Below are 21,274 nucleotides of genomic sequence, written 5' to 3' on the forward strand. Positions count from 1 at the left end.
GTGTGGCGCCCCGCTTCAGCTCAATGCCGCGTGCAGCGACTGGCGCAGCTCGCGCTTCATGACCTTGCCGTTGAGGTTGCGCGGCAGTGCCTCGGTGCCGACGGTCCAGGTCTCGGGCACGGCGTAGTCCGACAGCCGCTCGGCGCAGAAGGCCTGCAGGGCCGCGGCCTGGGTGCGCTCGTCGAGCTCGCTCACGCAGACGAAGGCATGCACGCGCTCGCCGAGCACCGCGCAGGGCACGCCCACCAGCGCGGCCTCGACGATCTGCGGATGCTCCATCAGCGTGTTCTCGACCGTGGCGCAGAAGATCTTGTAGCCGCCGCGGTTGATCACGTCCTTCTTGCGGTCGAGGATGCGCACGTAGCCGTCGGCGTCCATGCTGCCGATGTCGCCCGAGCGCCAGTAGCCGCCGCGGAATTCGCTGGCCGTGGCCTGCGGGTTGCGCCAGTAGCCGGGCACCACCATCGGGCCCGCGATCCAGATCTCGCCGACCTCGCCGCGCGCCACCTCGTTGCCGTTCTCGTCGACCACGCAGATCTCGCCGCAGGGCACGGCCAGGCCCACGCTGTCGCGGTGCTCGGCCGTCATGCCGGGCGGCATGATGGTCGCGGGCGAGCAGGTCTCGGTGGCGCCGTAGGCGTTCATCAGCGTGAGGCCCGGCAGCCGCGCCGCGATGCCCTCGATGGTGGCGGTGGGCATCGAGGCGCCGCCGTAGGCACCGATGCGCCAGGCCGAGAGGTCGTGCGCCTGCAGGTCCGGCAGCAGCAGGCACAGGTTGTACATGGCCGGCACCATGATCGTGTGCGTGATGCGCTCGGCCGCGGCCAGCCGCGCGAACTCGGCCGCCTTGAACTGCGTCATCAGCACCGCGCAGCCGCGCGCATGCAGCATGGTGTAGAGCTGCGCCACCAGCCCGGTGACGTGGCTCAGCGGCACCGCCACGATGCTGCGGTCCGATTCGCCCAGGCTCATCGCGTGCACGAAGTGCATCACCGAGTGCGCGATGTTCAGGTGCGTGAGCATCGCGCCCTTGGGCTTGCCGGTGGTGCCCGAGGTGTAGAGCAGCACCGCGAGGTCTTCCTCGGCGGCCGCGTGCGCGCTGGCCAGCGGCTCGGCCTGCATCAGCGCCGTGAAGGATTCGAAGCCAGCCTGCGCGGCGCCGGTGCAAAAGCGCAGGCGCAGCAGCGGCAGCGCCTCGGGCGAGGGCACCAGCGCCTGCAGCTCCTGCGAGCAGACGATCGCCACCGCCTCGGCGTCGGCCAGCGAGAACTCGAGCTCGGCCGTGCGCGCCCGAGCGCTCACCGGCATCGCCACCGCGCCGAGCCAGGCGCAGGCGAACACCGCGATCGCGAACTCGGGGCCGTTCGAGAGGTAGAGCGCCACCCGGTCGCCCGGCCGCACGCCGCGCTGCGCGAGGCCGCCCGCGCACTTGGTGGTGGCATGGTGCAGCTCGCGCCAGCTCAGGCGCAGCGTGTCGCAGACCAGCGCCTCGCCCTCGGGCGAGAGCCGCACCGCGTCGGCCAGCATCTGGGCCACGTTGGCGGGCCGCTCGGCGAAGCAGCGCACCACGCGCTCGTTGAAGTGCACTTCACGTCGCATCTTGGGCATGGAATCTCCCCACTGGGACCACGAGGACGCGGAGGTCTGCGAGGGCCGCAGCTCCGTCGGGGCGCTGAGCACGCCGTGCATGAGCATCTCGATGCAGTGCCGCACGGCATCCTGCAGGCTGCGCGCCGGATGGCTGTCGGGCCGGTACCAGCGGCCGATGCCGCTGAGCGCACCGACCACCGTGTACGAGGCCATCGCCGCGTCGCCGCGCGCGATCCAGCCCTCGGCCATGCCGGCCTCGATCAGCGCGCGGAACTCGGTGTCGATCTCGCCCTTTAGCGCGCGCAGCTCGCGTCGCCGCGGTTCGGCCAGCGGGTCCTCGCCGACGCGGATCACGCACAGGCCGAAGTCGCTGGTCACGATGCCCGCGTAGTTCTCCATCGCCACGCGCAGCCGCTCGCGCGGCGGCAGCCCGCGCCGTGCCGCCTCGAGGATGCCCGCGCGCAGCGCCTCAAGCCCGCGCTGCACGCACTCGAACAGGATCTGTTCCTTGTTCTCGACGTAGTGGTAGACGGTCGGCTTGGTCACGCGCAGGGCGCGCGCGATGTCGTCGAGCGAGGTGCCCTGGAAGCCCTTGGTCGTGAACAGGCGCGCCGCCGCCAGCAGCACCGCGTCCTTCTTGGCATGGCGGTCCTGCTGCCGCTCTCCGCGGCTTTGCCAAGGCGATTCGACCAGCTCGGTAGACATTCGACTCCTGCGGCGACGACCAGGGACCGATGCCGCGCGGAGGCCGCGTGGCGCCTTGAAAACCGGGGGTTACTCGAAAGTACCCTGGTTGACTGGCGCGATTATTCGGAGCGTCGGAGGAGGGCGGTTCGGGGAATTTCCCTTAGCTGCGGCGCACCAAAAAATCCGCGGGGTTCAGGCGCGCGCAACGGACAGGCGCCCTCGCAGCCAGCGGTTCATGGGCTCGCTGTAGCAGCGCGCAATGGCGTCGCACAGGGCCATCGACAGCAGCAGGTAGCCGCCGAGCAGCCACATCCTGTCGCCGCCGATCGCGAGCGCGGGCGGGAACAGGGTCCGCAGCAGGCCGAGCACGATCAGGTGGAACAGGTAGAGCTCGTAGCTGCGGCGGCCGAACCATCCGAAGGCGGTGGAGAGCCAGCGAAGGCGTGCGGGCGCGGTGCCGTGCGTGGATCGATCGCGCATCGTCGCCAGCAGCACGGCCGTGCCCAGCGCCATCGCCGTGACGCCGAGCACATGGCTCTGCGCGATCGGCCACCGCAGGTAGAGGAACGCCATGGCGATCGCCACGGCCCATTGCAGCAAGGTCTTGAGCCGCGCGGAGAGCGCGATCGAGTCCGCGAGCAGCGCGGTGCAGCAGCCGATCGCAATGCCGTCGAAGGCCGCGAAGTAGGCATAGAGGTAGCCGCCTTCGTCGTCCTGGCGATGGAAGCGGTAGACCGGCGCCAGCACCGCGATCGCGAGCCAGAAGGCGATCAGCCGGCGCTCCCGGCGCAGCAGCGCGCAGAGGATCGGGAAGAAGAGATAGAAGACCTCCTCGACCGACAACGACCACAGCACGCCGAGCGCGTAGTTGGTCCAGCCGTACTTGTCGACCACCACGTTCATCCAGAAGGTCAGCGAGGCGAGGTTGACCAACCACAGCGGCAACGCGGTCGCACCTGCCGGCGCCCGGTTTTGGAAGATGACCACGCCCGCCCAGGCCAGCAGGTTGACCGCGACCAGCAGGAGCAGCAGGCACGGCACGATGCGCGCCACGCGCAGGCCGTAGAAGGCGCGCGCCTTCACGTCCCGCAGCGCGCCCCAGCGGCGCCGCGCGTTCGAGGTGATCAGGAAGCCCGAGATCACGAAGAACATCGTGACGCCGTAGTTGCCGTTGCGCGCCACCGCGCGCACCGCTTCCCAGCCGAGGAGTTGCGACAGCACGGTGCCGTCGAGACGGTAGGCGATGTTGAAGTGGTGGAACAGCACCAGCAGGATCGCGATGCCGCGCAGCACGTCGATGCGCGTGCTGCGTGGTCCGGTGCTCGGCGCCGCCGTCATCTCGCGGCGGAACCGATCAGCGCGGGCAGGGCCGGCAGCAGCGCGTCGCGCGTGCGGACGCCCGGTGTGGTCGCCTGCTTCCGGTCGTCCTGCGTCAGCCGCGCGAACACCACGGTGCGCTCGCCGCGCGTGGCCCAGCCGACATACCAGCCATAGCCATGGGCTTCGTCGAGCGAGCCGTCGGCCTTCTTCGGGTAGGCCGCGCCGGTCTTGCCCTGCACGGTCCAGCCCTCGGGCAGCTCGGTCGTCTCCATCGAACGCCGCGTCAGCTCGATCGCGCGCGGCGACACCGGCAGCCGGTTCGACAGCAGCTTGCGCAGGAACTCGACCTGCTCGCGCGGCGAGATGCGCAGCGACGACGCGACCCACGAACGCTCGAGCCCGTTGTTCTTTCCCGGGTCGCCCGACACGTTGGCGTTGCCGTAGTCGAAGTCCTTCGCATAGCGCGCGAAGCGTTCGGCACCCAGCGATTCGGTCACCCGCTGCGAGAACCAGAACACCGAGAGCTTGAGCCAGCGTTGCGGGTCGGTCGGCTGCTTCCAGCCTTCGACCCAGGCCGGATAGCCTTCCTTGAACGGCAGCACGGGGTCGTGTTCGTTCTGGAGGAAGCCCGCGTCGAAGCCCATCAGCGCGATCGCGATCTTGAAGGTGGAGGCAGGGGTGACGCGTTCGTCGCAGCGGCCTTGCTTCACGATGAACTGGCCGGTGGTCGCGTCGGCGATGGCGGTGCAGAGGGTGCGGGCGTGGGTGGTGGCGGCGAGGGTGGCGAGCAGGGCTGCGGACAGGAGGCGAAGCGGTCTTTTCATGGGAGGGACGGGGATTGGTCCGTGATCGTAGAAAAGGCCGGGCTTCGTGTCCTCCGACTGGCAAGCGAGGGACGTCTCGGCCGTAACGCGTGTAACGCCGAAGGGCCCTCGCTAGCTCGCGGGCCTCGAAAACACATTCACCAGACTCCCATCCGGATCGCGAAGCAGCAGCGACAGGTTGCCCCACGGCATCGTGGTCGGCCGCATCACGACCTCGGCCGTTTCCTCCATGCGCGCCAGCGTCCCTTCGACATCGGCGACCTCGAACTCGAGGATCGCCGAACGGTTCGATGCGGCCGTGGCGGCCCCGGCGTTGAAGCGCTGCACGAGCTGCTCTTCGGAGATGGCCAGCGTCGCGCCCGCCAGCCGGATCTCCGCGAAGCCGTCGGCCAGGCGGGTGGCCTCGGTGCCCGAGAGGCGCGCGTAGAACGCAACGAGGGCTTCGAATTGTTGGGTGACTAGACGCACGGATGCAAACTTCACGCCGATCTCCTGATGAATGAACGATGGCGCGATCTTAGGAAGAGGGCATGTCAGATTCCGGCAGTATCGTGCGGCCGCTTTCCTTCACGCGCTGCTGCCAGGCCTTGAGCAGCGCCTGGCGACGCTGCGGGTAGCGCACATCGAGCATCTCGGCGGCGACGATGCGGTCGGCGCGGAAGTTGCGGAAGTCGTTGCGCAGTTCGCACCAGGCGCTGAGCACGCGCGACTGTTCGAAGTACACGAGCGCGAAGGGCCAGATGACGCGTTTCGACGCGGTTCCGTCGGGATCGCTGTAGCCGATCCGCAGCTTGTGCTCGGCACGGATGGCGGCGCGCAGCAGGTCGGGCTCGACCGCGGCCGGTGCGCGCTTCGCACCCGCGGCCACGAGCAGCGCGGAGGCCTCGAGTTCGCGCTTCAGTTCGGGCGGCAGCACGGCGGCGATCTTCGCGAGCGCATCGTGCGCGCCGCCCGACAGGGCCTTGTCGCCGCGGTCCGCCACCCAGCGCAGGCCCAGCGCGAGCGCCTCGATCTCCTCGGGGCCGAACATCAGCGGCGGCAGCACGTAGCCCGGCTTGAGCACATAGCCCAGGCCGGGCGAACCTTCGATCAGCGCGCCCTGCGACTGCAGGCTCGCGATGTCGCGGTACAGCGTGCGCAGGCTGATGCCGAGCTGCTCGGCCAGGGCCTGGCCGCTGAGGGGCCGGCGATGGCGGCGCAGGGTCTGGACCAGGGCGAGCAGGCGTTCGGAGCGGGACATGCGTGCGGCCCTCTAGAGCTGGCTCTGCGGAATCAACGGCCCCAGCAGCCTCAGCTTGAAGCGCTGCCACGCCGTCGTCTCGGGCGGCACGTCGAACACGCGCGTGTCGTCGTCCTGGTCCACCCATTCGACGTTGCGGCCCTTCGCATCGAGCCGCAGCCGGTAGAAGCTGCGCGTGTCGGCGAAGCTCTCGAGCTGGCGCGCCATGTCGGGGCTGTCGATGATCAGGCCGAGCTCGGTGTTGAGCCGTGCCGAGCGCGGGTCGAGGTTCATCGAGCCGAGGAAGACCTGGCGATGGTCGACGATGCCGTTCTTCATGTGCAGCGCGCCGGTGCCATGGCCGAACAGGCCGAGCTTGCCGCGGTGCACGCTCAGCGAGGGGCTCAGTTCGTAGATCTCGACGCCGGCCTCGAGCAGCCGATGGATGTGCGGCCAGTAGCCGACGTAGACCCAGGGCTCGTCGGTGGAGGCCAGCGAGTTGGTGACGAGCTCGACCTGCAGGCCCGCGGCCCGCGCCTCGGCGAGGCTGGCGACGGCGGCGTCCGAAGGCACGAAATAGGGCGAGACCATCTTGATGGTCCGCTGCGCGGTGCGGAACCAGCGGATCACGGCCTCGGTGACGGTGCCCTTGTTCGAGTTCTCGCGCTCGTTCCAGCCTTGGGTCTTGGTCAGCGGATCGAACAGCACGCGCGCATCGGCCGCGAGCAGCGGACTGAGCCTGCGCTCGGCCAGCTCGAAGGGCAGGTTCATCATCGGCACCATCTCGAGCGGGATCGAGGCCGGCTCGCCCTCGGTCGCGTTGGGGATGATGCCGTCGGCCGGGATGCGCGGCGCCTGCGGCGGCCTGGCCGTGGCGGTGCGCTCCTCGAAGGCTTGCCGCAGCTGCGCCGGCGACAGGCTGCTGCGCGCGATGCGCTGCACGGGATAGACGGCCTCGCTGTTCCAGTAGTGGTCGAAGGCGTCGGAGAGTTCGCGCACCACCGAGCCCGCGGCGAACACGTCCATGTCGATGAAGTTGCTGGCGCTGGCGTTCATCACGTACTCGTCGGCCATGTTGCGCCCGCCGGCCACGGCGGCGGCGTTGTCGGCCACGAACAGCTTGTTGTGCATGCGCCGGTTGATGCGCTCGAAATCCATCGCCGAGGCGGCGAAGCGCGTGAGGTCGCTGCCGCGGCCGGCCGGGAAGGGATTGAACAGGCGCACCTCCACGTTCGGATGGCTGGCCAGGCCGAGCAGCAGCTCGTCCTCGCCGGTGGTGTAGAGATCGTCCACCAGCAATCGCACGCGCACGCCGCGCGCGGCGGCATCGCGCAGCGCGCGCATCAGGGCGCGGCCGGTGTTGTCGCCGGCCAGCAGGTAGTACTGCACGTCGAGGCTGCGGGTGGCGAGCTTCGCGAGCTCGATGCGGCTGGCGAAGGAGGTCGGGCCGTAGGGCAGCAGGCGAAAGCCCGATGCGTTGCCCGGTGCCAGTGCCTGCTGCGCGATGGCGTTCAGCGGCGTGGCGGCGTAGTCGGCGATCGCGGCGACGGGCGCCTGTGCGACGGGCGGCGGCAGGCTGGCGCAGGCGCCGAGCAGGGCGGGCAGCAGCAGGGCGGCGAGCAGCAGGCGAAGGCGCGGGAGCGGGGACGCGGTCGGCATGGGGTCGATCTCCGAAGGCCGGTGACGGTGCGGCGATCGATCATGCGCCATGGCGGCCGCGCCGCGCTCATTCCTTGATGTTGGCCGTCTGCACGATCTTCTGGTTGCGCGCGTACTCGGCCTGCACGAAGCGGCCGAAGGCTTCGGGCGTGCCGCTGCCCGGCAGCGCGCCCTGCTCGGCGAGCTTGGTTCGCACGCCTTCCTCCTGCAGCACGGCCTCGAGTTCCTGGTGGAGGCGCGCGACGATGGCGGGGGGCGTCTTCGCGGGCGCGAAGATGCCGGTCCAGCTCACCATGTCGAAGCCCTTGAGGCCGGGCATCTCGTCGAAGGTGGGCACGCCGGGCAGCGAGGGCAGGCGCTTGGTGCCGGTGATGCCCAGCGCCTGCAGCCGCTTGCCGCTGACGTGCGGGATGGCGCTGGTGCTCACGAGCATCGCGAGGTCGACCTGGTCGCCGATCACGTCGGTGGCGATCTGCGCGCCGCCGCGGTAGGGCACGTGGGTCACGAAGATGCCGCTGCGCTGCTTGAGCAGTTCCATCGCGAGCTGCAGCACGGTACCCACGCCCGAGGTGGCGTAGTTGTATTTGCCGGGCGCGGCCTTGGCGAGCTGCACGAAGTCGGCGTAGCTCTTCGCGGGCAGGCCGGGGCGCGCCACCAGCACCATCGGCGCGGTGTTGAGCAGGCCGACCGGCGCCAGGTCCTTGAGCGGATCGAAGCGGAAGGCCGAGGGGTTGACCAGCCGGCCGATGGCGATCGCGCTGTCGGGGCCGACCACCAGGGTGTAGCCGTCGGGCGCGGCGGCCACGGCCTTGGCCACGCCGATGGCGCCCCCGGCACCGGCCACGTTGTCGATCACCACCGCCTGCTTGAGCCGCTCGGCCAGCCGCGTGGCGACCAGGCGCGCATTGACGTCGACGCTGCCGCCCGCGGTGTAGGGAACGATCAGCGTGATCGGCATGGCCGCGGGCCAGGCCGGCTGGGCCGAGGCCAGGGTGGGCAGCAGGGCGGGCAGCGCGGCGCAGAGCGTCGCGGCCACGAGCAGGGGACGGCGGAGGTGGTTCATGGCGGGCTTCAGGCGTGGGCTGGGGAAGAGGGTGGCGCATCGCCGAGGCGGCTGCGCAGGTGGTCGAAGGCATCGCTCCATTGCGCGTGCCAGTCGCGGCGCTGCGTCTCGTCGATCCAGGCGCCGTCGAGGCCGTTGAGCATGAAGCCGCGCAGGTCGTCGAGGCCGAAGCCGAAGTCGCGCACCATCATCAGCCAGGCCTGCGTGGGCGTGACCTTGTGCAGGGTCGGGTCGTCGGTGTTGGGATGGATGCGCAGGCCCAGGCCCGGCATGCGGCGGATCGGATGGTCGAGCGCCCAGCGCTCGGGCGGCAGGGTGCGCAGGTAGTAGGAGTTGGTCGGCACCACGGTGAACAGCACGCCGCGCTCGGCGCATTCGCGCGCGAACTCGGGCGCGTCGACCACGGTGTAGCCATGGTCGATGCGGTCCACGCGCAGCACGTCGAGCGCGGTGCGCACGTTGGTCCAGGGCATGCCGAACTCGCCGGCATGCGCGGTGGTGCGCAGGCCGACCTGCCGCGCGCGCGCATAGGCCTCGGTGAAGAGCTCGGGCGGGCGGTCGACCTCGCGGTAGTCGATGCCGATGCCGATCGCTTCGTCGCAGCGGTTCGCGGCCATCCACTCGACCATCTCGAGCGCGGCCGCGGGCGAGGCCTCGCGGTCGATGGCGCCGATCAGCCGGCCGTCGATGCCGAACTGCTGCTTCGCGTCGCGGATCGCGCGCACGATCGCGCCTTGCGCGAGCGCATAGGGGATGCCCGACACCTGCACCGTGCCGGTCGGGTTCCACGAGAACTCGGCATGGCGCACGTTGTGCTGCGCCGCGTCCTGCAGGTATTCGAACGTGAGCTGGTGCAGGTCGTCGGGGCTGCGCACCAGCTCGGCGTCGAGCGCGCGCAGCACGCGCAGCACGCCCACGGGCTTCTCGCCGCGCGTGTAGAAGCCCTCGATCTCGTCGGCCGCCAGCGGCGAGCCGGCGCGCAGGTTGAGCTGCTTGAAGGTCTCGTGGCGCACGGTGCCGAACAGGTGGCAGTGCAGCTCGACCTTGGGAATGGCGCGCAGCAGGGCTTCGAGGTCGAAGCCCGGGGCGGCGGAAGACGGGCTGGCGGAGGGGCTGGCGGTCATGCGGGCCAGTCTAGTGAGGGCGAGGCGATAAGGAAAATTTTGAATTTCTATAATTTGATTCGCCCGATCTATAAGCATGGCCACCTCTTCGCGCGTTCCCAAGCCCTTGCCGGCGCCCGAACCGGCCGCGTCCTCGCTGCCGCTGCGCGCGCTCACGTTGCGCCAGCTGCAGTGCTTCTCGGTGCTGGTCGAGGAGGCGCACTTCGGCCGTGCCGCGCGGCGGCTGGCCATCACGCAGCCCGCGCTCAGCAATGCGATCAAGCAGGTCGAGAAGCTGCTGGGCGCGCAACTGCTCACGCGCTCCACGCACCGCGTCGAGCTCACGCCGCTGGGCGCCGAGGTGCTGGCGCGCACCGACTTCCTGGTCCACACGGTCGAGGTGGCGCTGCGCGACATCGAGAGCACGGTGCGGCGCGGCCGTGCCTTCGTGCGCATCGGCGTGATCCCCTCGGCCGCCGCGCGCGTGGCCGCGGCCGCGAGCGAGTTCGCGGCGGCGCATGCCGAGCGCCTCGGCGAAGTCGAACTGTCGTGGCGCGACGCGCCCTCGACAGCGTTGCTCGCCGAGCTGCGCAACGGCCAGCTCGACATGGCCGTGGCCGCCATCACCGAGCCGCCGGGTGGGCTCGAATGCGTGGACCTGTTCCGCGACCCACTGGTGCTGGTGGTGCGGCGCGACCATGCGCTGGCCGCGGCCGGTGAGACCGAATGGGAGCGGATCGGCCGCGAGCGGCTGGTGCTGTTCGAGAGCGGCAGCATGCCGGCGCTCGGCAATCCCGCGCGCGCCCAGTTCGCGCAGGGGCTCGAGCCCTTGCGCGTGAGCTATTCCGAAACCCTCTATGCGCTGGTGCGCGGCGGCCAGGCGCTCGGGCTGATGCCGCGCCTGTACACGGCCTCGCTGCGCGATCCCGAACTGGTCGTGCTGGCGCTGTCGAAGCCGCGCATCGAACGCCGCGTGGTGCTGGCCTATCTGCCCGGGCCGATGCGCAACGTGGCGGCGCAGGCGCTGATCGACTTCCTGCGCGAGCGCCTGCCGCAGGCCGGCGAAAGGCCGGTTCGGCGGGTCGCGAAAGCTTCGCGTGCCCACCGAAAACCGTAGTGCTCAGTGCTCGGAATATCGTTGTAAAGGTTAACGAATTGTCTCCCGCGTGAGGTATCTGCCGCTAAGATTTCCCGGTCATGTCTCGCCCGCTCATCGCGCTCGTCCTCGCGGTCCTTCTGTGCTGTCAGGCCGTGGTGGTGTTCGCGCAGATCCTCGTCGAGGCAGGCATGCATCGCGACCTCGTGGCGCAGACGCTGTGGTCCGATGCCTCGGCCTCCCCCGATGACTATCAGCGCGGCGCGGGCACGTCCGTCTCCGCTTCGGCCGCCGCCGACGACACGGACATCGGCCACGGCATCGAGATCCTGTTCGAGGGCTACGTGCTCGAACTGATCGTGTTGCCCGTGGCGCTGCCGCGCTCCTTCGCCTTCTTCTCCTCCAAGACCTTCTTCGCGCCGCCCAAGCGGCCGCCGCGCCTTTCCTCCGTCCTCGCCTAGGTCCGGCTTCGTGCCCGGACCGCGCTGCCGCTTCGGCGTGCAGCGCCCGCGCAGCCATTGCGCATCGCCCGCCGCGCGCGGGCCGGCGCCACCGTTCGCGGTGGCCATCCATCCAGAGGAACCGAGGAGAGAGAGCCGTGAAGCATTCCAAGGACGTCATGTTCGCCCGGCTGGCGAACTTCAAGATCGACATCGACGCGCTGCGCGCGCATTTCCTGGACCATGTGAAGACGCTGCCGTCGACGCCCTACCGCGACAACCGCGTCGACTACATCGGTTGGGCGGTGACCAGCCGCGATGGCACGCTGATCGACGGCATCCGCCGCATCAATCCCAATGCCGCCATGCCCAGCCGCGGCACGCAACCCACCGATGCCTGCTCGGGCAGCCTCGCCGAGGTGATGGGCGCGCTGTCCGCGCTCGGCCTCAAGCCCTTTCGCGCGCGCATCATGCAGCTCGAGAGCGAAGGCGACGAGATGCCGCTGCACACCGACGCCGTGCGCGAGGCCTGGCGCCTGCACGTGCCGATCGTCACCAACCCCAACTGCTTCTTCGAATGGCAGCGCGCCGACGGCAGCATCGAGAGCGTGCACCTGCCGGCCGACGGTTCGGCCTGGCTGGTGCGCGTGGACGTGCACCACCGCGCCGTCAACCGCAGCAACCAGCCCTCGAGCCGGGCCCACCTGCTGATGAGCCTGGAGACGCCGCCGCCGATCGGCATGCTGACCACCCCCTGGCTGCCGGTGGTGCGCGAGGCCGAAGCCGTCGCGCTGGCGGCTTGAGCGATGTGGCGGGAAGAAGCGCCCTCCGAAGCGATCGCCACCGAGGCATGGAGCTCGGTCGCCGACATGGACGCCACGCTGGCGGCCTTCGCGCGCGCGGACCAGCATGAGCTGAGCCTGTATCGGCTGCGCCGCGCCCTCGGCGAGGGCCATGCGTTCGAGAAGGACATCGCGCTGCGCTACCACGAGGCGCTCGTGCTGTCGGGCAACGTCGCGGCGGCGCTCGAGCTGCGCGCCGGCGAGGTCTGGGCGCGCCACTTTCCCGCCCAGGGCGTGATGGATGCGAGCGCGGTGCAGATGATCGCGGGCCAGATCGATGGCCATGCGGCACGGCTGGGCCAGGTCCTCGAGGCCTTTCCTTTCGCCTTCGCGAGTTTCCTCGCGGGCCTCAAGCGGCACCAGGGCGCGAGCTACCGCAGCCTGGCCGGCGTGGCCCGGCCGCTGTTCGAGCATCGCGCCTTCGCCGACCCGCGCGATCGCACCGCGCTGATGCTCGCGGTCGAGGGCTTCCGCGGCTATGGCGAGGACCTGCGGCGCGAGATGCTGGTCGAACTCTTCCAGAGCTGCGACCACGAGACGCTGTGCCGCTTCTTCCAGAGCGTGCTGCCGGCGAACGGCGCGCTGCTGCGCGCCTTCGCGAACGATCTGCTGGACGACCCGCAGGGCCTGCGCTGTCTCAGCGACGCGGCGATCTGCCGGCTGCTGATCCTCGGCTACGGCCTGTTCGACGAAGCGCTGTACGAACGCATCCTCGCGCAGGTGCGCAGCCTGCCGCCGGCCGAGGGCGGCAAGCAGGCGAGGCAGGCACGCGCGAGCGCGAGGATCGCGCGCGCCTTCGAATCGGGCGCGGCGCGGTCCGATGCAACCGCGCCGGCCACCGGCGCGCCGCTGCGCATCGCCGTGTGCGTGTCGGGCCAGATGCGCGGCTACGCGGCCGCCTTCCAGACCTGGAAGCACCTGGGCCTGGACGGCCACCAAGTGAAGTACTTCGTCCATACCTGGGAGGACACGGGCTGGCGCTTTCCCGATCCGATGTCGGGCAACGGCGTGGACCGGATCTTCAAGTTCGCGCCCTTCGCCGAGGCCTACCGGCAGGCCGGCTTCCGCTACGGGCTGGCCGCGATGAAGAAGGCCTATCCGAACTTCTTCGCCAGGCTCGAGGTGTCGTCGACGCTCGGCGAAGCGGACCTGCGCGCGGTGTACGGCACCGATGCGGTGGTGGCGATCGAGAACCACCGGCGGCCCGAGTTCGAGCACGACACGAACAACCAGCTCAAGATGTTCTACAAGATCCAGGAAGCGCACCGCCTGATGCTGCAGGACGGTGGCGACTACGACCTGGTGATCCGCATCCGGCCCGACCGCGCCTTCCGCGCCGGCACGGCCGCGCCCGACTGGGCCGGCATGGCCGAGGCCTGCCGCCGCCAGCGGGTGCTGTTCTTCAACCACCTCGCCGTGACCAAGACGCTGTATGCCGGCGACCAGTTCGCGGTCGGCTCGCCCGAAGCCATGGGCTGCTATGCCAACACGCTGGGGCTGCAGACCCAGGCGATCCGCGAGAACTGGTTCGGCTTTCCGAAGCGGCTGCGTTCGCACTGTTCGCTCGCGCATGCGCTGCTGTTCCAGGGCGTGCGGCGGCGGCCGCTCGAGCACATCCATGCCGTCGAGGCCGTGCCCGCCGCCGCCTATGGCCGCGGCGAGCTGCGCGCGATGCTGTCGGCCGACCTGCCCGCGGGCCCGGTCAGCGAGATGGACCGCCTGCTGTGGAACGCCCTGGCCGGCGCGGCGCCGCGGTGACACGGGTGCGTCGCATGCAGGCCGTGCTGGCCCTGTCGGTGCTGTGGGGCCTGTTCCTTGGCTTGCTGCCGGGCGCGGCGCGCGCGCAGGACCAGGCCGACCGCGAACCGGGCCTGCAGCAGGGGCCCGAAGGCGCGGGTTGCCGCGTCTCGAAGAACGCGCACCGGCTGGCGCTGACGCAGCGCCACGAGTTCAACGGCATCCGCGTCTTCTATGCGCTCGACGGACCGCATGCGCTCTACACCGGCGTCGACCTCAACGGCAATGGCGTGCCCGACATGGTCGAGGACGCCGCGCTGCACCTGGACACCGTGCGCCGCATCTACCTGGCCAACGGCTTTCGCGATCCGCTGCGCAGCCCGCGCTTCCGCCAGGCCGAGACCATCGACATCGACCTGCTGAACTTCGATGCCTACAGCCCCGGCGTCGCGGACAAGCGCGGGCTCGCGTTCTCGGCCGTGATCCGCTACCCCGACAGCCGCGCGCGCGCCGACCGCTGCGCGCTCTCGATGGCGATCAACTCGGCGCTCGCGGGCAACCACGAGCGGGTGAAGGACTACCTGATCCCGCACGAGCTGTTCCACCTGTTCCAGTACGGCCACGCGATGTTCCGCGCCAGCTGGTACCTCGAGGGCATGGCGAAGTGGGCCGAGTGGGTGACGCTGGCCGAGAACCGCCGCAACGCCACCTTGTGGAGCACGCCGCTGCCGGCCACGCCCACCGAACTGCGCGCGCGCGTGTTCGCCAATCCCAATCCCTACGACGTGCGGCATTTCTGGAACCGGCTGGCCGAGCTCGCCAAGGCCGGCGAACCGCCGATGGCCATGCCCGAAGAGCTGCGCGCGCGCCGCTTCGCCGATGGCAGCCCCGTGGTGCGCGACGAGATCTGGCGCGGCCATGCGCTGATGCTGCGCATCCTGCAGGCGCTGGGCGAGGAGACCGAGGCCGTCGCGCGCGAGCGCGGTCTGCCGCCGTACCAGTGGCCCGATGCCGACCAGCGCGACACGGCGCACAACCCGCGGCTCATGCGCGTGGTGCAGCGCGCGGTGGCCGCCGCCGGCATACGCAACAACGACGAGATCGCGCGCTTCCTGGCGATCGACCCGGCCGCCGCGAACCGGAATTAGAGGAGCCCCGCTTGAAACGCCTGATCTTCGACCTGGACCACACGCTGTGCGTGGCGGAACAGAAGGACTACCCCAATGCCCGCCCGCGCGAGGACATGATCGAGCGGCTGCGCAGCTACCGCGAGCAGGGATTCGCGATCTCGATCTACACCAGCCGCAACGTCAACAGCTTCGGCGGCAACGTCGGCCGCATCAACGCCCACACGCTGCCGATCATCATCGACTGGCTGGCCCGTCACGACGTGCCCTACGACGAGATCCACGTCGGCAAGCCCTGGTGCGGCGAGGAGGGCTTCTACGTCGACGACCGCGCGATCCGACCGTCGGAGTTCCTCAAGTACAGCCGCGAGGAGATCGACCGGCTGCTGGAGCACGAGAAGTGATCGTCGTCACCTCGGCGGCCTACGTCGACTCCGAGCTGCAGTCGGAGTTCGGCCGCCTGCCGCCGGCCTTCCTGCCGGTGGCCAACCATCGGCTGTTCGTGCACCAGGCCGAGCTGCTGGCGCGGCATTTCCCGGGCGAGCCGATCTATCTCTCGCTGCCCGAGAGCCATGCCGTCTCGCACCGCGACGCGCAGGCGCTCGAAGCGCATGCGATCCAGGTGCTGCGCGTGCCCGACGGGCTCACGCTGGCCGATTCGCTGCTGTTCTCGATCAACACCATCGGCCGCTACGGCGACGGCATGCGGCTGCTGCTGGGCGACACGCTGATCAGCGACCTGCCGACCGGCTGGGACTGCCTGAGCGTGGCCGAGTCGGCCGACGACTACGACTGGCAGGTGGACCACGGCACGGAGACCGCGGTGCGCGTGTGGTGCGGCTACTTCGCGTTCCAGTCGGTCAGCCGGCTCGCCAAATGCCTGGTGGCCGCGCGCGGCTCGTTCGAGCGCGCGGTCTCGGCCTACGACGAGGCCTGCTACCTGCAGCGCGTGCAGACCGCGCAGTGGTCGGACTTCGGCCACGTCAACACCTTCTACCGCTCGCGCGCGCGCATCACCACGCAGCGCGCGTTCAACGACCTCGCCATCGGCGACCGGCGCGTGCGCAAGACCGGTTGCCAGCCGCGTAAGCTCGAGGCCGAGGCGCGCTGGTTCGACGCACTGCCGCCGCGGTTGCGCGTGTATGCGCCGCAGCTGCTCGACCGCGGCGCGGTCGAGGACGGGGGCGGCGGCTATGGCTACGAACTCGAGTACCTGTGCATGGCGCCGCTCAACGAGCTCTACGTGCACGGCCGCAACTCCACGGCCTTCTGGTCGCGCGTGTTCAGGCACCTGGCCGACTGGCTGGCGGCCTGCCAGACGGCCATGCCGCTGGGCGAGCGCGAGTGCCAGGCGGTGGCGCAGGACAGCCGCGGCATGCTGGGCGACAAGACGCGCGCGCGGCTCGATGCCTATGCAACTGCGAGCGGCATGAGCCTGTCGGCGCCCACGCGGCTCAACGGGCGCGCGCTGCCCTCGCTGGCCGAGATCGTCGAGCGCTGCCTCGAGACCGCGGCGCGCGTGCCGCTGGTGCCGGGCGTGATGCATGGCGACCTGTGCTTCAGCAACATCCTGTTCGACACCCGCTCGGACTGCATCAAGCTGATCGATCCGCGCGGCCTCAATTTCCGCGACGAGCCGCGGCTCGTCGGCGACCTGCGCTACGACCTCGCCAAGCTCGCGCATTCGGTGCTGGGCCTGTACGACTACATCGTGGCCGACGCCTTCGAGATCGACGACGGGACGGGGCTGGATTTCCGCCTGCGCATCCATGCCGACGAGGACGTGGCCGCGATCCAGAAGCTGTTCGCGGCGCTGCCGCTGCTCAACGGCATGACCGCGCGCCACGTGGCGCCGATCACTGTGCTGTTGTTCCTGTCGATGCTGCCGCTGCACCAGGACGCGCCGCGCCGCCAGCGCGCGATGCTGGCCAATGCGCTGCGCCTTTACGAACAGATGGAGCACTGAGCGATGTTCGTGATTCCGATGATGGGCAAGAGCCGCCGCTTCACCGAAGCCGGCTATGCGCTGCCCAAGTACCGGCTGCCGCTGCACGGGCGCACGGTGTTCTTCCATGTGGTGAAGTCCTTCGAGCGCTACTTCCAGGACGACCTGTTCCTGTTCGTGGTGCGGCGCGATCACGACGTGGTCGAGTTCCTGGTGCGCGAACTGCAGGCGCTGGGCGTCAAGTCCTTCCACATCGTCGAGCTCGACGGCGACACGCTGGGTCAGGCCGACTCGGTGCACCGCGGGCTGCAGGCGCTGCGCAGCGAGGAGGCGGTCTACGTCTTCAACATCGACACCATCCGGCCCGGTTTCCGCAAGTCGGCGCTGGCCGATGGCGCCGCGGGCTACCTCGAGGTGTTCGAGGGCGAGGGCGAGCACTGGTCCTTCGTCGAGCCCGGACCCGATCGCTCGGTGCTGCGCACCACCGAGAAGGAGCGCATCTCCAACCTGTGCAGCGACGGCCTCTACCACTTCGCCGATGCGCGGGTCTTCGACGAGGCCTTCGAGCACCAGCAGCGCCACCAGCTGCTGACGCGCGGCGAGTACTACATCGCGCCTTGCTACAACGCGCTGATCGAGCGCGGCGCGCGCGTGGCCTACGAGCTGATCGGGCCCGAGCAGATCGTCTTCTGCGGCACGCCGCAGGAGTACGAAGCGGCGGTCGCCCGGCGCTGGGAATGACACCGGGACGAGGGACAATGCGCGCAGCCATCGCATCGCCAGCCGATGGAAGCCATGTGAGGAATCTTCGATGAGTCTGGGTGAACTGCTCGCGTGCGCGAAGCCCGCGGTGGCCGCGACGTGGGCCGAGTGCATGGAGGCGTCTGCATCCGAGGGTGCGGGCGTGTTGTTCCTGTCGGCCTGCAACGCCAAGGACCGCGCGCACGTGGTCACGGTACGCGGCAAGGCCTTCGACGAGGTCTGGCGCCGCGGCGCCCAGCTGCTGCAGGTCTGGCTGCGCAAGCAGAGCACGGCGCCGATCTGGCTGCGCGCGGACGTGGTCCACACGGTGCAGGCGATGAACTGGAAGGGACTGCAACAGGCGTTCTCGACCACCAAGCGCAACTACTTCCGCAGCGGCATCGCCTTCGACGCCGAGCTGTCGGTGGCCATGCTCGAGCAGGACATCGGCGCCCATGCCGTGCTCTACGACGGCAAGTTCGACGAGGCCGCGCCCAATGCGGCGAACCTCAAGCTGTTCGGCAAGCACCGCTACGGACGCGAGCTGAGCTGGCCCACCGATCCGCAGCAGCCGGTGTGGGTGTTCGACACGCGCGCCGTGTTCACCGACGGCAAGGAGGCGCACCGCATCGAGCACGAGGGCGTGGGCCGCGGCTATCGCCGGCTGCCGGCCTGGAACGCGCCGCGCGTGCGCCAGATCGTCGAGACCAGCACCGCCTACCTTGCGCGCCAGGTCAAGAGCTCGGGCGCCTATCACTACGGCTGGTTTCCCTGCTTCGACCGCGCCATTCCCACCTACAACGCGCTGCGCCATGCGAGCTCGACCTATGCGCTGATCGAGGGCTGGGAGCTGACGCGCAAGCCCGAGCACAAGGCGGCGATCGACCGCGCGCTGGGCCACCTGACGGGCGAGCTGATCCGGCCCGCCACCTTGCCCGATGGTTCGCAGGCCGCGTTCTTGGTCGACATCGAGGACGAGATCAAGCTCGGTGGCAATGCCGTGTGCCTGCTCGCGATGGTCAAGTACACCGAGCTCACGGGCGAGCAGGCCTACCTGCCGCTGATGGAACAGCTCGCGCTCGGCATCCTGCACATGCAGGACCCGGCTAGCGGCCGCTTCGTGCACGTGCTCCACCATCCCGACCTGAGCGTGAAGGAGGAGAACCGCATCATCTACTACGACGGCGAGGCCGCCTTCGGGCTGATGCGGCTGTACGGTCTGACGCGCGACGAGCGCTGGCTGCGCGCGGTCGAGAAGGCCTTCGCTCATTTCATCGAGGCGCGCCACTGGGAGGCGCACGACCACTGGCTCAGCTACTGCGTCAACGAGCTCACGCTGTACCGGCCGGAAGAGCGCTACTTCCGCTTCGGGCTGGACAACGTGCGCGACCACCTCGAGTTCGTGCTCAACCGCATCACCACATTTCCGACCTTGCTGGAGCTGATGATGGCGGCGCAGAAGATGGTGACGCGGCTGCAGGCCGACCCCGCGCATGCGCACCTGCTCGAGGGCTTCGACATCGAGAAGTTCTACCGCGCGCTCGAGCAGCGCGCGCGCTACCTGCTCACGGGGCACTTCTGGCCCGAGCTCGCGATGTTCTTCCGCAATCCGCAGCGCATCGTCGGCAGCTTCTTCATCCGCCATCACAGCTTCCGTGTGCGCATCGACGACGTGGAGCACTACCTCTCGGGGTACGTGGCGTACTGGAAATACCTGGAGGCGGGTGGACGGCCGGCGCAGCCGCAGGTGACGGCGCGAGCATCGATCCATCCCTGACCGTTCGGGCTGAGCTTGTCGAAGCCTCGCGCGGCGCTTCGACAGGCTCGGCGTGAACGGTCGATGGGGCTCGATCCTTCGAGAGCGAAACGACTCAGTGCAGCTCGGCCGCCGCGTGGATGGTCTCGCGCACGCGCGGATAGATCTGCGCGTTCCACTTGCTGCCGCTGAACACGCCGTAGTGCCCCACGCCGGCCTGCAGGTGGTGGGCCTTGAGGTAGGGCCGAACGCCGGTGCACAGGTCCTGCGCGGCCACGGTCTGGCCCACGGCGCAGATGTCGTCGCGCTCGCCCTCGACCGTGAGCAGCGCGGTGCGGCGGATCGCGGCCGGGTTCACGGTGCGCTCGCCCACGGTGAGCCGGCCGCGCGGCAGGTCGTAGGTCTGGAACACGCGCTCCACGGTCTCGAGGTAGAACTCCGCGGGCAGGTCGTTGACCGCGAGGTATTCGTCGTAGAAGTTGCCGATGGTGTGGGCCTTCTCGAGCTCGCCCTCGACCAGGTGGCGGTACATGTCCTCGAACTGCTTCTTGTGGCGCTCGGGGTTCATGCTCATGAAGGCCGCGAGCTGCAGGAAGCCCGGGTACACGCGCCGCATCGCGCCCGCATGCGGCCAGGGCACGTGGCTGATGAGGTTGCGGCGGAACCAGTCGATGGGCCGGTCGGTCGCGAGGCGGTTCACCGCGGTCGGGTTGATGCGGCAGTCGACCGGTCCGGCCATCAGCGTGAGGCTGCGCGGGGTGGCGGGGTTGTCGTCCTCGGCCATGAGCGCGGTGGCGGCCAGCGCGGCCACGCAGGGCTGGCACACCGCGACCATGTGCACGCCGGGGCCGACGGCCTCGAGGAAGGCGATGAGCTGCAGCGTGTAGTCGTCGAGGCCGAAGCGGCCCTGCCACAGCGGCACGTCGCGCGCGTTGTGCCAGTCGGTCAGGTAGACGTCGTGGTCGCTCAGCAGGGTGCGCACGGTTTCGCGCAACAGGGTGGCGAAATGGCCCGACAACGGTGCGACCAGCAGCACGGGCGGGTGCGTGGGGTGGTCGCCGTCCTTCCTGAAATGCAGCAGGGTGCCGAAGGGCGCGCTCAGCGCCACCTCCTCGTGCACCGCGACCTCGTCGCCGTCGACCGGCACGCTCGCGATGCCGTAGGGCGGCCGGCTGTGGGTGAGCCGCATGCGCGAGAACACCTCGCACTGCGCCGCCAGCCGCCGCTGCATGGTGCGCTCGCTGCCGTCCTGCCAGAGCGCGCGCGCCATGTACTGGGAGGCGAGCCGCAGCGGGGAGAGCAGGTCGGCCTGGTTCTGGTAGACGCGGTAGAGCATGGTTGTGGTGCGTTGTCTGCGCAGAGGCAAGTTGCGGGCCAAGGCCGGGCGCACCGGGATGGAACGGGTGGCACAGGGCTTGCACGTCGCAGCCCACCGGCGGCGCTTGCCGGCACCAAGGAGCACACCCGATGGCCAAACCCGTTCTCACCATCAGCAGCAAGAACTACGGCGCGTGGTCGCTGCGCGGCTGGCTGATGTGCAGGCTGGCGGGCCTGGACTTCAGCGAGAAGATCATCCCGCCCGACGACCCGGCCATGAAGGCCGAGATGCTGCTGCTGTCGTCCTCGATGCTGGTGCCATCGCTGCAGCACGGCTCGGTCAAGGTGTGGGACACGCTCGCCATCGGCGAGTACCTCAACGAGATCAAGCCCAAGGCCGGCCTGCTGCCCGCCGACGTGGCGGCCCGCGCCCACTGCCGCGCGATCTGCGGCGAGATGCATTCGGGCTTCGCGGCCATGCGCGGCGCGCTGCCGATGAACATCAAGGCCCGCTTCAAGAACTTCAAGGTGTGGTCGCGCGCGCAGGCTGACATCGACCGCATCGTGGCGATCTGGCGCGAATGCCTGAAGGCCTACGGCGGCCCCTACCTGTTCGGCGGGCAGCCGGGCATCGCCGATGCGATGTACGCGCCCGTGGTCACGCGCTTCCTGAGCTACGACGTGGCGCTCGACAGCGCCTGCACGGCCTACTGCAAGCGCGTGATGGAACTGCCCGCGATGAAGGAATGGGTGGCGGCGGCGAAGCAGGAGCCCGACGAGATCGACGAGCTCGACGCCGAGTTCTAGC

General features: G+C 69.7%; 19 protein-coding genes. 10 read left to right on the forward strand and 9 right to left on the reverse strand.

The genetic code is table 11. The features are described 5' to 3' along the window. Positions 1–15: 15 nt before the first annotated feature. The 8 genes from INQ48_10295 to INQ48_10330 all read right to left on the reverse strand — a co-directional run bounded on the left by INQ48_10295 (position 16) and on the right by INQ48_10330 (position 9,486). A complete protein-coding gene (locus tag INQ48_10295; protein ID QRF59580.1) occupies positions 16–2,295 on the reverse strand; it encodes an AMP-binding protein in 2,280 nt (759 codons plus the stop codon). Positions 2,296–2,469: 174 nt separating this feature from the next. Continuing rightward, complete coding sequence (locus INQ48_10300; protein ID QRF59581.1) at positions 2,470–3,615, reverse strand: acyltransferase; 1,146 nt, start codon at positions 3,613–3,615, stop codon at positions 2,470–2,472. Then, on the reverse strand, positions 3,612–4,421 hold the full coding sequence (gene blaOXA / locus INQ48_10305) for a class D beta-lactamase (protein QRF59582.1): 810 nt from the start codon (positions 4,419–4,421) through the stop codon (positions 3,612–3,614). The genes INQ48_10300 and blaOXA overlap by 4 nt, the downstream gene beginning before the upstream one ends. Before the next feature lie 111 nt (positions 4,422–4,532). Continuing rightward, positions 4,533–4,904, reverse strand: coding sequence for a VOC family protein (locus INQ48_10310; protein ID QRF59583.1), 372 nt, complete (start codon positions 4,902–4,904; stop codon positions 4,533–4,535). Between the two features lie 34 nt (positions 4,905–4,938). Next, a complete protein-coding gene (locus INQ48_10315) occupies positions 4,939–5,661 on the reverse strand; it encodes a YafY family transcriptional regulator (protein QRF59584.1) in 723 nt (240 codons plus the stop codon). A gap of 12 nt (positions 5,662–5,673) precedes the next feature. Then, entirely contained in the window at positions 5,674–7,299 is a 1,626-nt protein-coding gene (locus INQ48_10320) for a phospholipase D family protein (protein ID QRF59585.1), read from the reverse strand. A gap of 67 nt (positions 7,300–7,366) precedes the next feature. Continuing rightward, on the reverse strand, positions 7,367–8,362 hold the full coding sequence (locus INQ48_10325; protein ID QRF59586.1) for a tripartite tricarboxylate transporter substrate binding protein: 996 nt from the start codon (positions 8,360–8,362) through the stop codon (positions 7,367–7,369). Positions 8,363–8,370: 8 nt separating this feature from the next. Beyond that, positions 8,371–9,486 carry an adenosine deaminase gene (locus tag INQ48_10330; protein ID QRF59587.1) on the reverse strand — a complete coding sequence of 372 codons (1,116 nt, stop codon included), beginning with the start codon at positions 9,484–9,486 and terminating at the stop codon, positions 8,371–8,373. Positions 9,487–9,562: 76 nt separating this feature from the next. Here INQ48_10330 and INQ48_10335 point away from each other — a divergent pair, with 76 nt between their 5' ends. From INQ48_10335 to INQ48_10375, 9 genes are all read left to right on the forward strand, one after another. After that, on the forward strand, positions 9,563–10,582 hold the full coding sequence (locus tag INQ48_10335) for a LysR family transcriptional regulator (protein QRF59588.1): 1,020 nt from the start codon (positions 9,563–9,565) through the stop codon (positions 10,580–10,582). Between the two features lie 80 nt (positions 10,583–10,662). Further along, positions 10,663–11,022: a hypothetical protein gene (locus INQ48_10340; GenBank protein QRF59589.1), complete on the forward strand. Its 360-nt coding sequence runs from the start codon at positions 10,663–10,665 to the stop codon at positions 11,020–11,022. 158 nt (positions 11,023–11,180) lie between these two features. Next, positions 11,181–11,804 carry an aspartyl/asparaginyl beta-hydroxylase domain-containing protein gene (locus INQ48_10345; GenBank protein QRF60682.1) on the forward strand — a complete coding sequence of 208 codons (624 nt, stop codon included), beginning with the start codon at positions 11,181–11,183 and terminating at the stop codon, positions 11,802–11,804. Positions 11,805–11,807: 3 nt separating this feature from the next. Further along, a complete protein-coding gene (locus INQ48_10350; protein ID QRF59590.1) occupies positions 11,808–13,601 on the forward strand; it encodes a hypothetical protein in 1,794 nt (597 codons plus the stop codon). Next, the gene (locus tag INQ48_10355; GenBank protein QRF59591.1) at positions 13,568–14,728 is read left to right on the forward strand and encodes a hypothetical protein; all 1,161 of its coding nucleotides are present in this window, start codon (positions 13,568–13,570) and stop codon (positions 14,726–14,728) included. The genes INQ48_10350 and INQ48_10355 overlap by 34 nt, the downstream gene beginning before the upstream one ends. 11 nt (positions 14,729–14,739) lie before the next feature. Next, on the forward strand, positions 14,740–15,111 hold the full coding sequence (locus INQ48_10360; protein QRF59592.1) for a capsular biosynthesis protein: 372 nt from the start codon (positions 14,740–14,742) through the stop codon (positions 15,109–15,111). Then, a complete protein-coding gene (locus INQ48_10365; GenBank protein ID QRF59593.1) occupies positions 15,108–16,673 on the forward strand; it encodes a phosphotransferase in 1,566 nt (521 codons plus the stop codon). Before INQ48_10360 ends, INQ48_10365 begins: the two co-directional genes overlap by 4 nt. Before the next feature lie 3 nt (positions 16,674–16,676). After that, a complete protein-coding gene (locus INQ48_10370) occupies positions 16,677–17,393 on the forward strand; it encodes a glycosyltransferase family 2 protein (protein QRF59594.1) in 717 nt (238 codons plus the stop codon). 70 nt (positions 17,394–17,463) lie between these two features. Then, on the forward strand, positions 17,464–19,170 hold the full coding sequence (locus tag INQ48_10375; protein QRF59595.1) for a Mur ligase: 1,707 nt from the start codon (positions 17,464–17,466) through the stop codon (positions 19,168–19,170). Between the two features lie 94 nt (positions 19,171–19,264). On the opposite strand, the gene phaZ is transcribed toward INQ48_10375, so the two are convergent. After that, positions 19,265–20,485: a polyhydroxyalkanoate depolymerase gene (gene phaZ / locus INQ48_10380; protein QRF59596.1), complete on the reverse strand. Its 1,221-nt coding sequence runs from the start codon at positions 20,483–20,485 to the stop codon at positions 19,265–19,267. 131 nt (positions 20,486–20,616) lie between these two features. On the opposite strand from phaZ, the gene INQ48_10385 reads away from it, so the two are divergent. After that, positions 20,617–21,273 carry a glutathione S-transferase gene (locus tag INQ48_10385; protein QRF59597.1) on the forward strand — a complete coding sequence of 219 codons (657 nt, stop codon included), beginning with the start codon at positions 20,617–20,619 and terminating at the stop codon, positions 21,271–21,273. Position 21,274: the final 1 nt, after the last annotated feature.

Source organism: Variovorax paradoxus (assembly GCA_016806145.1).
In the GTDB taxonomy this organism is placed as follows: Bacteria; Pseudomonadota; Gammaproteobacteria; order Burkholderiales; family Burkholderiaceae_C; genus Variovorax.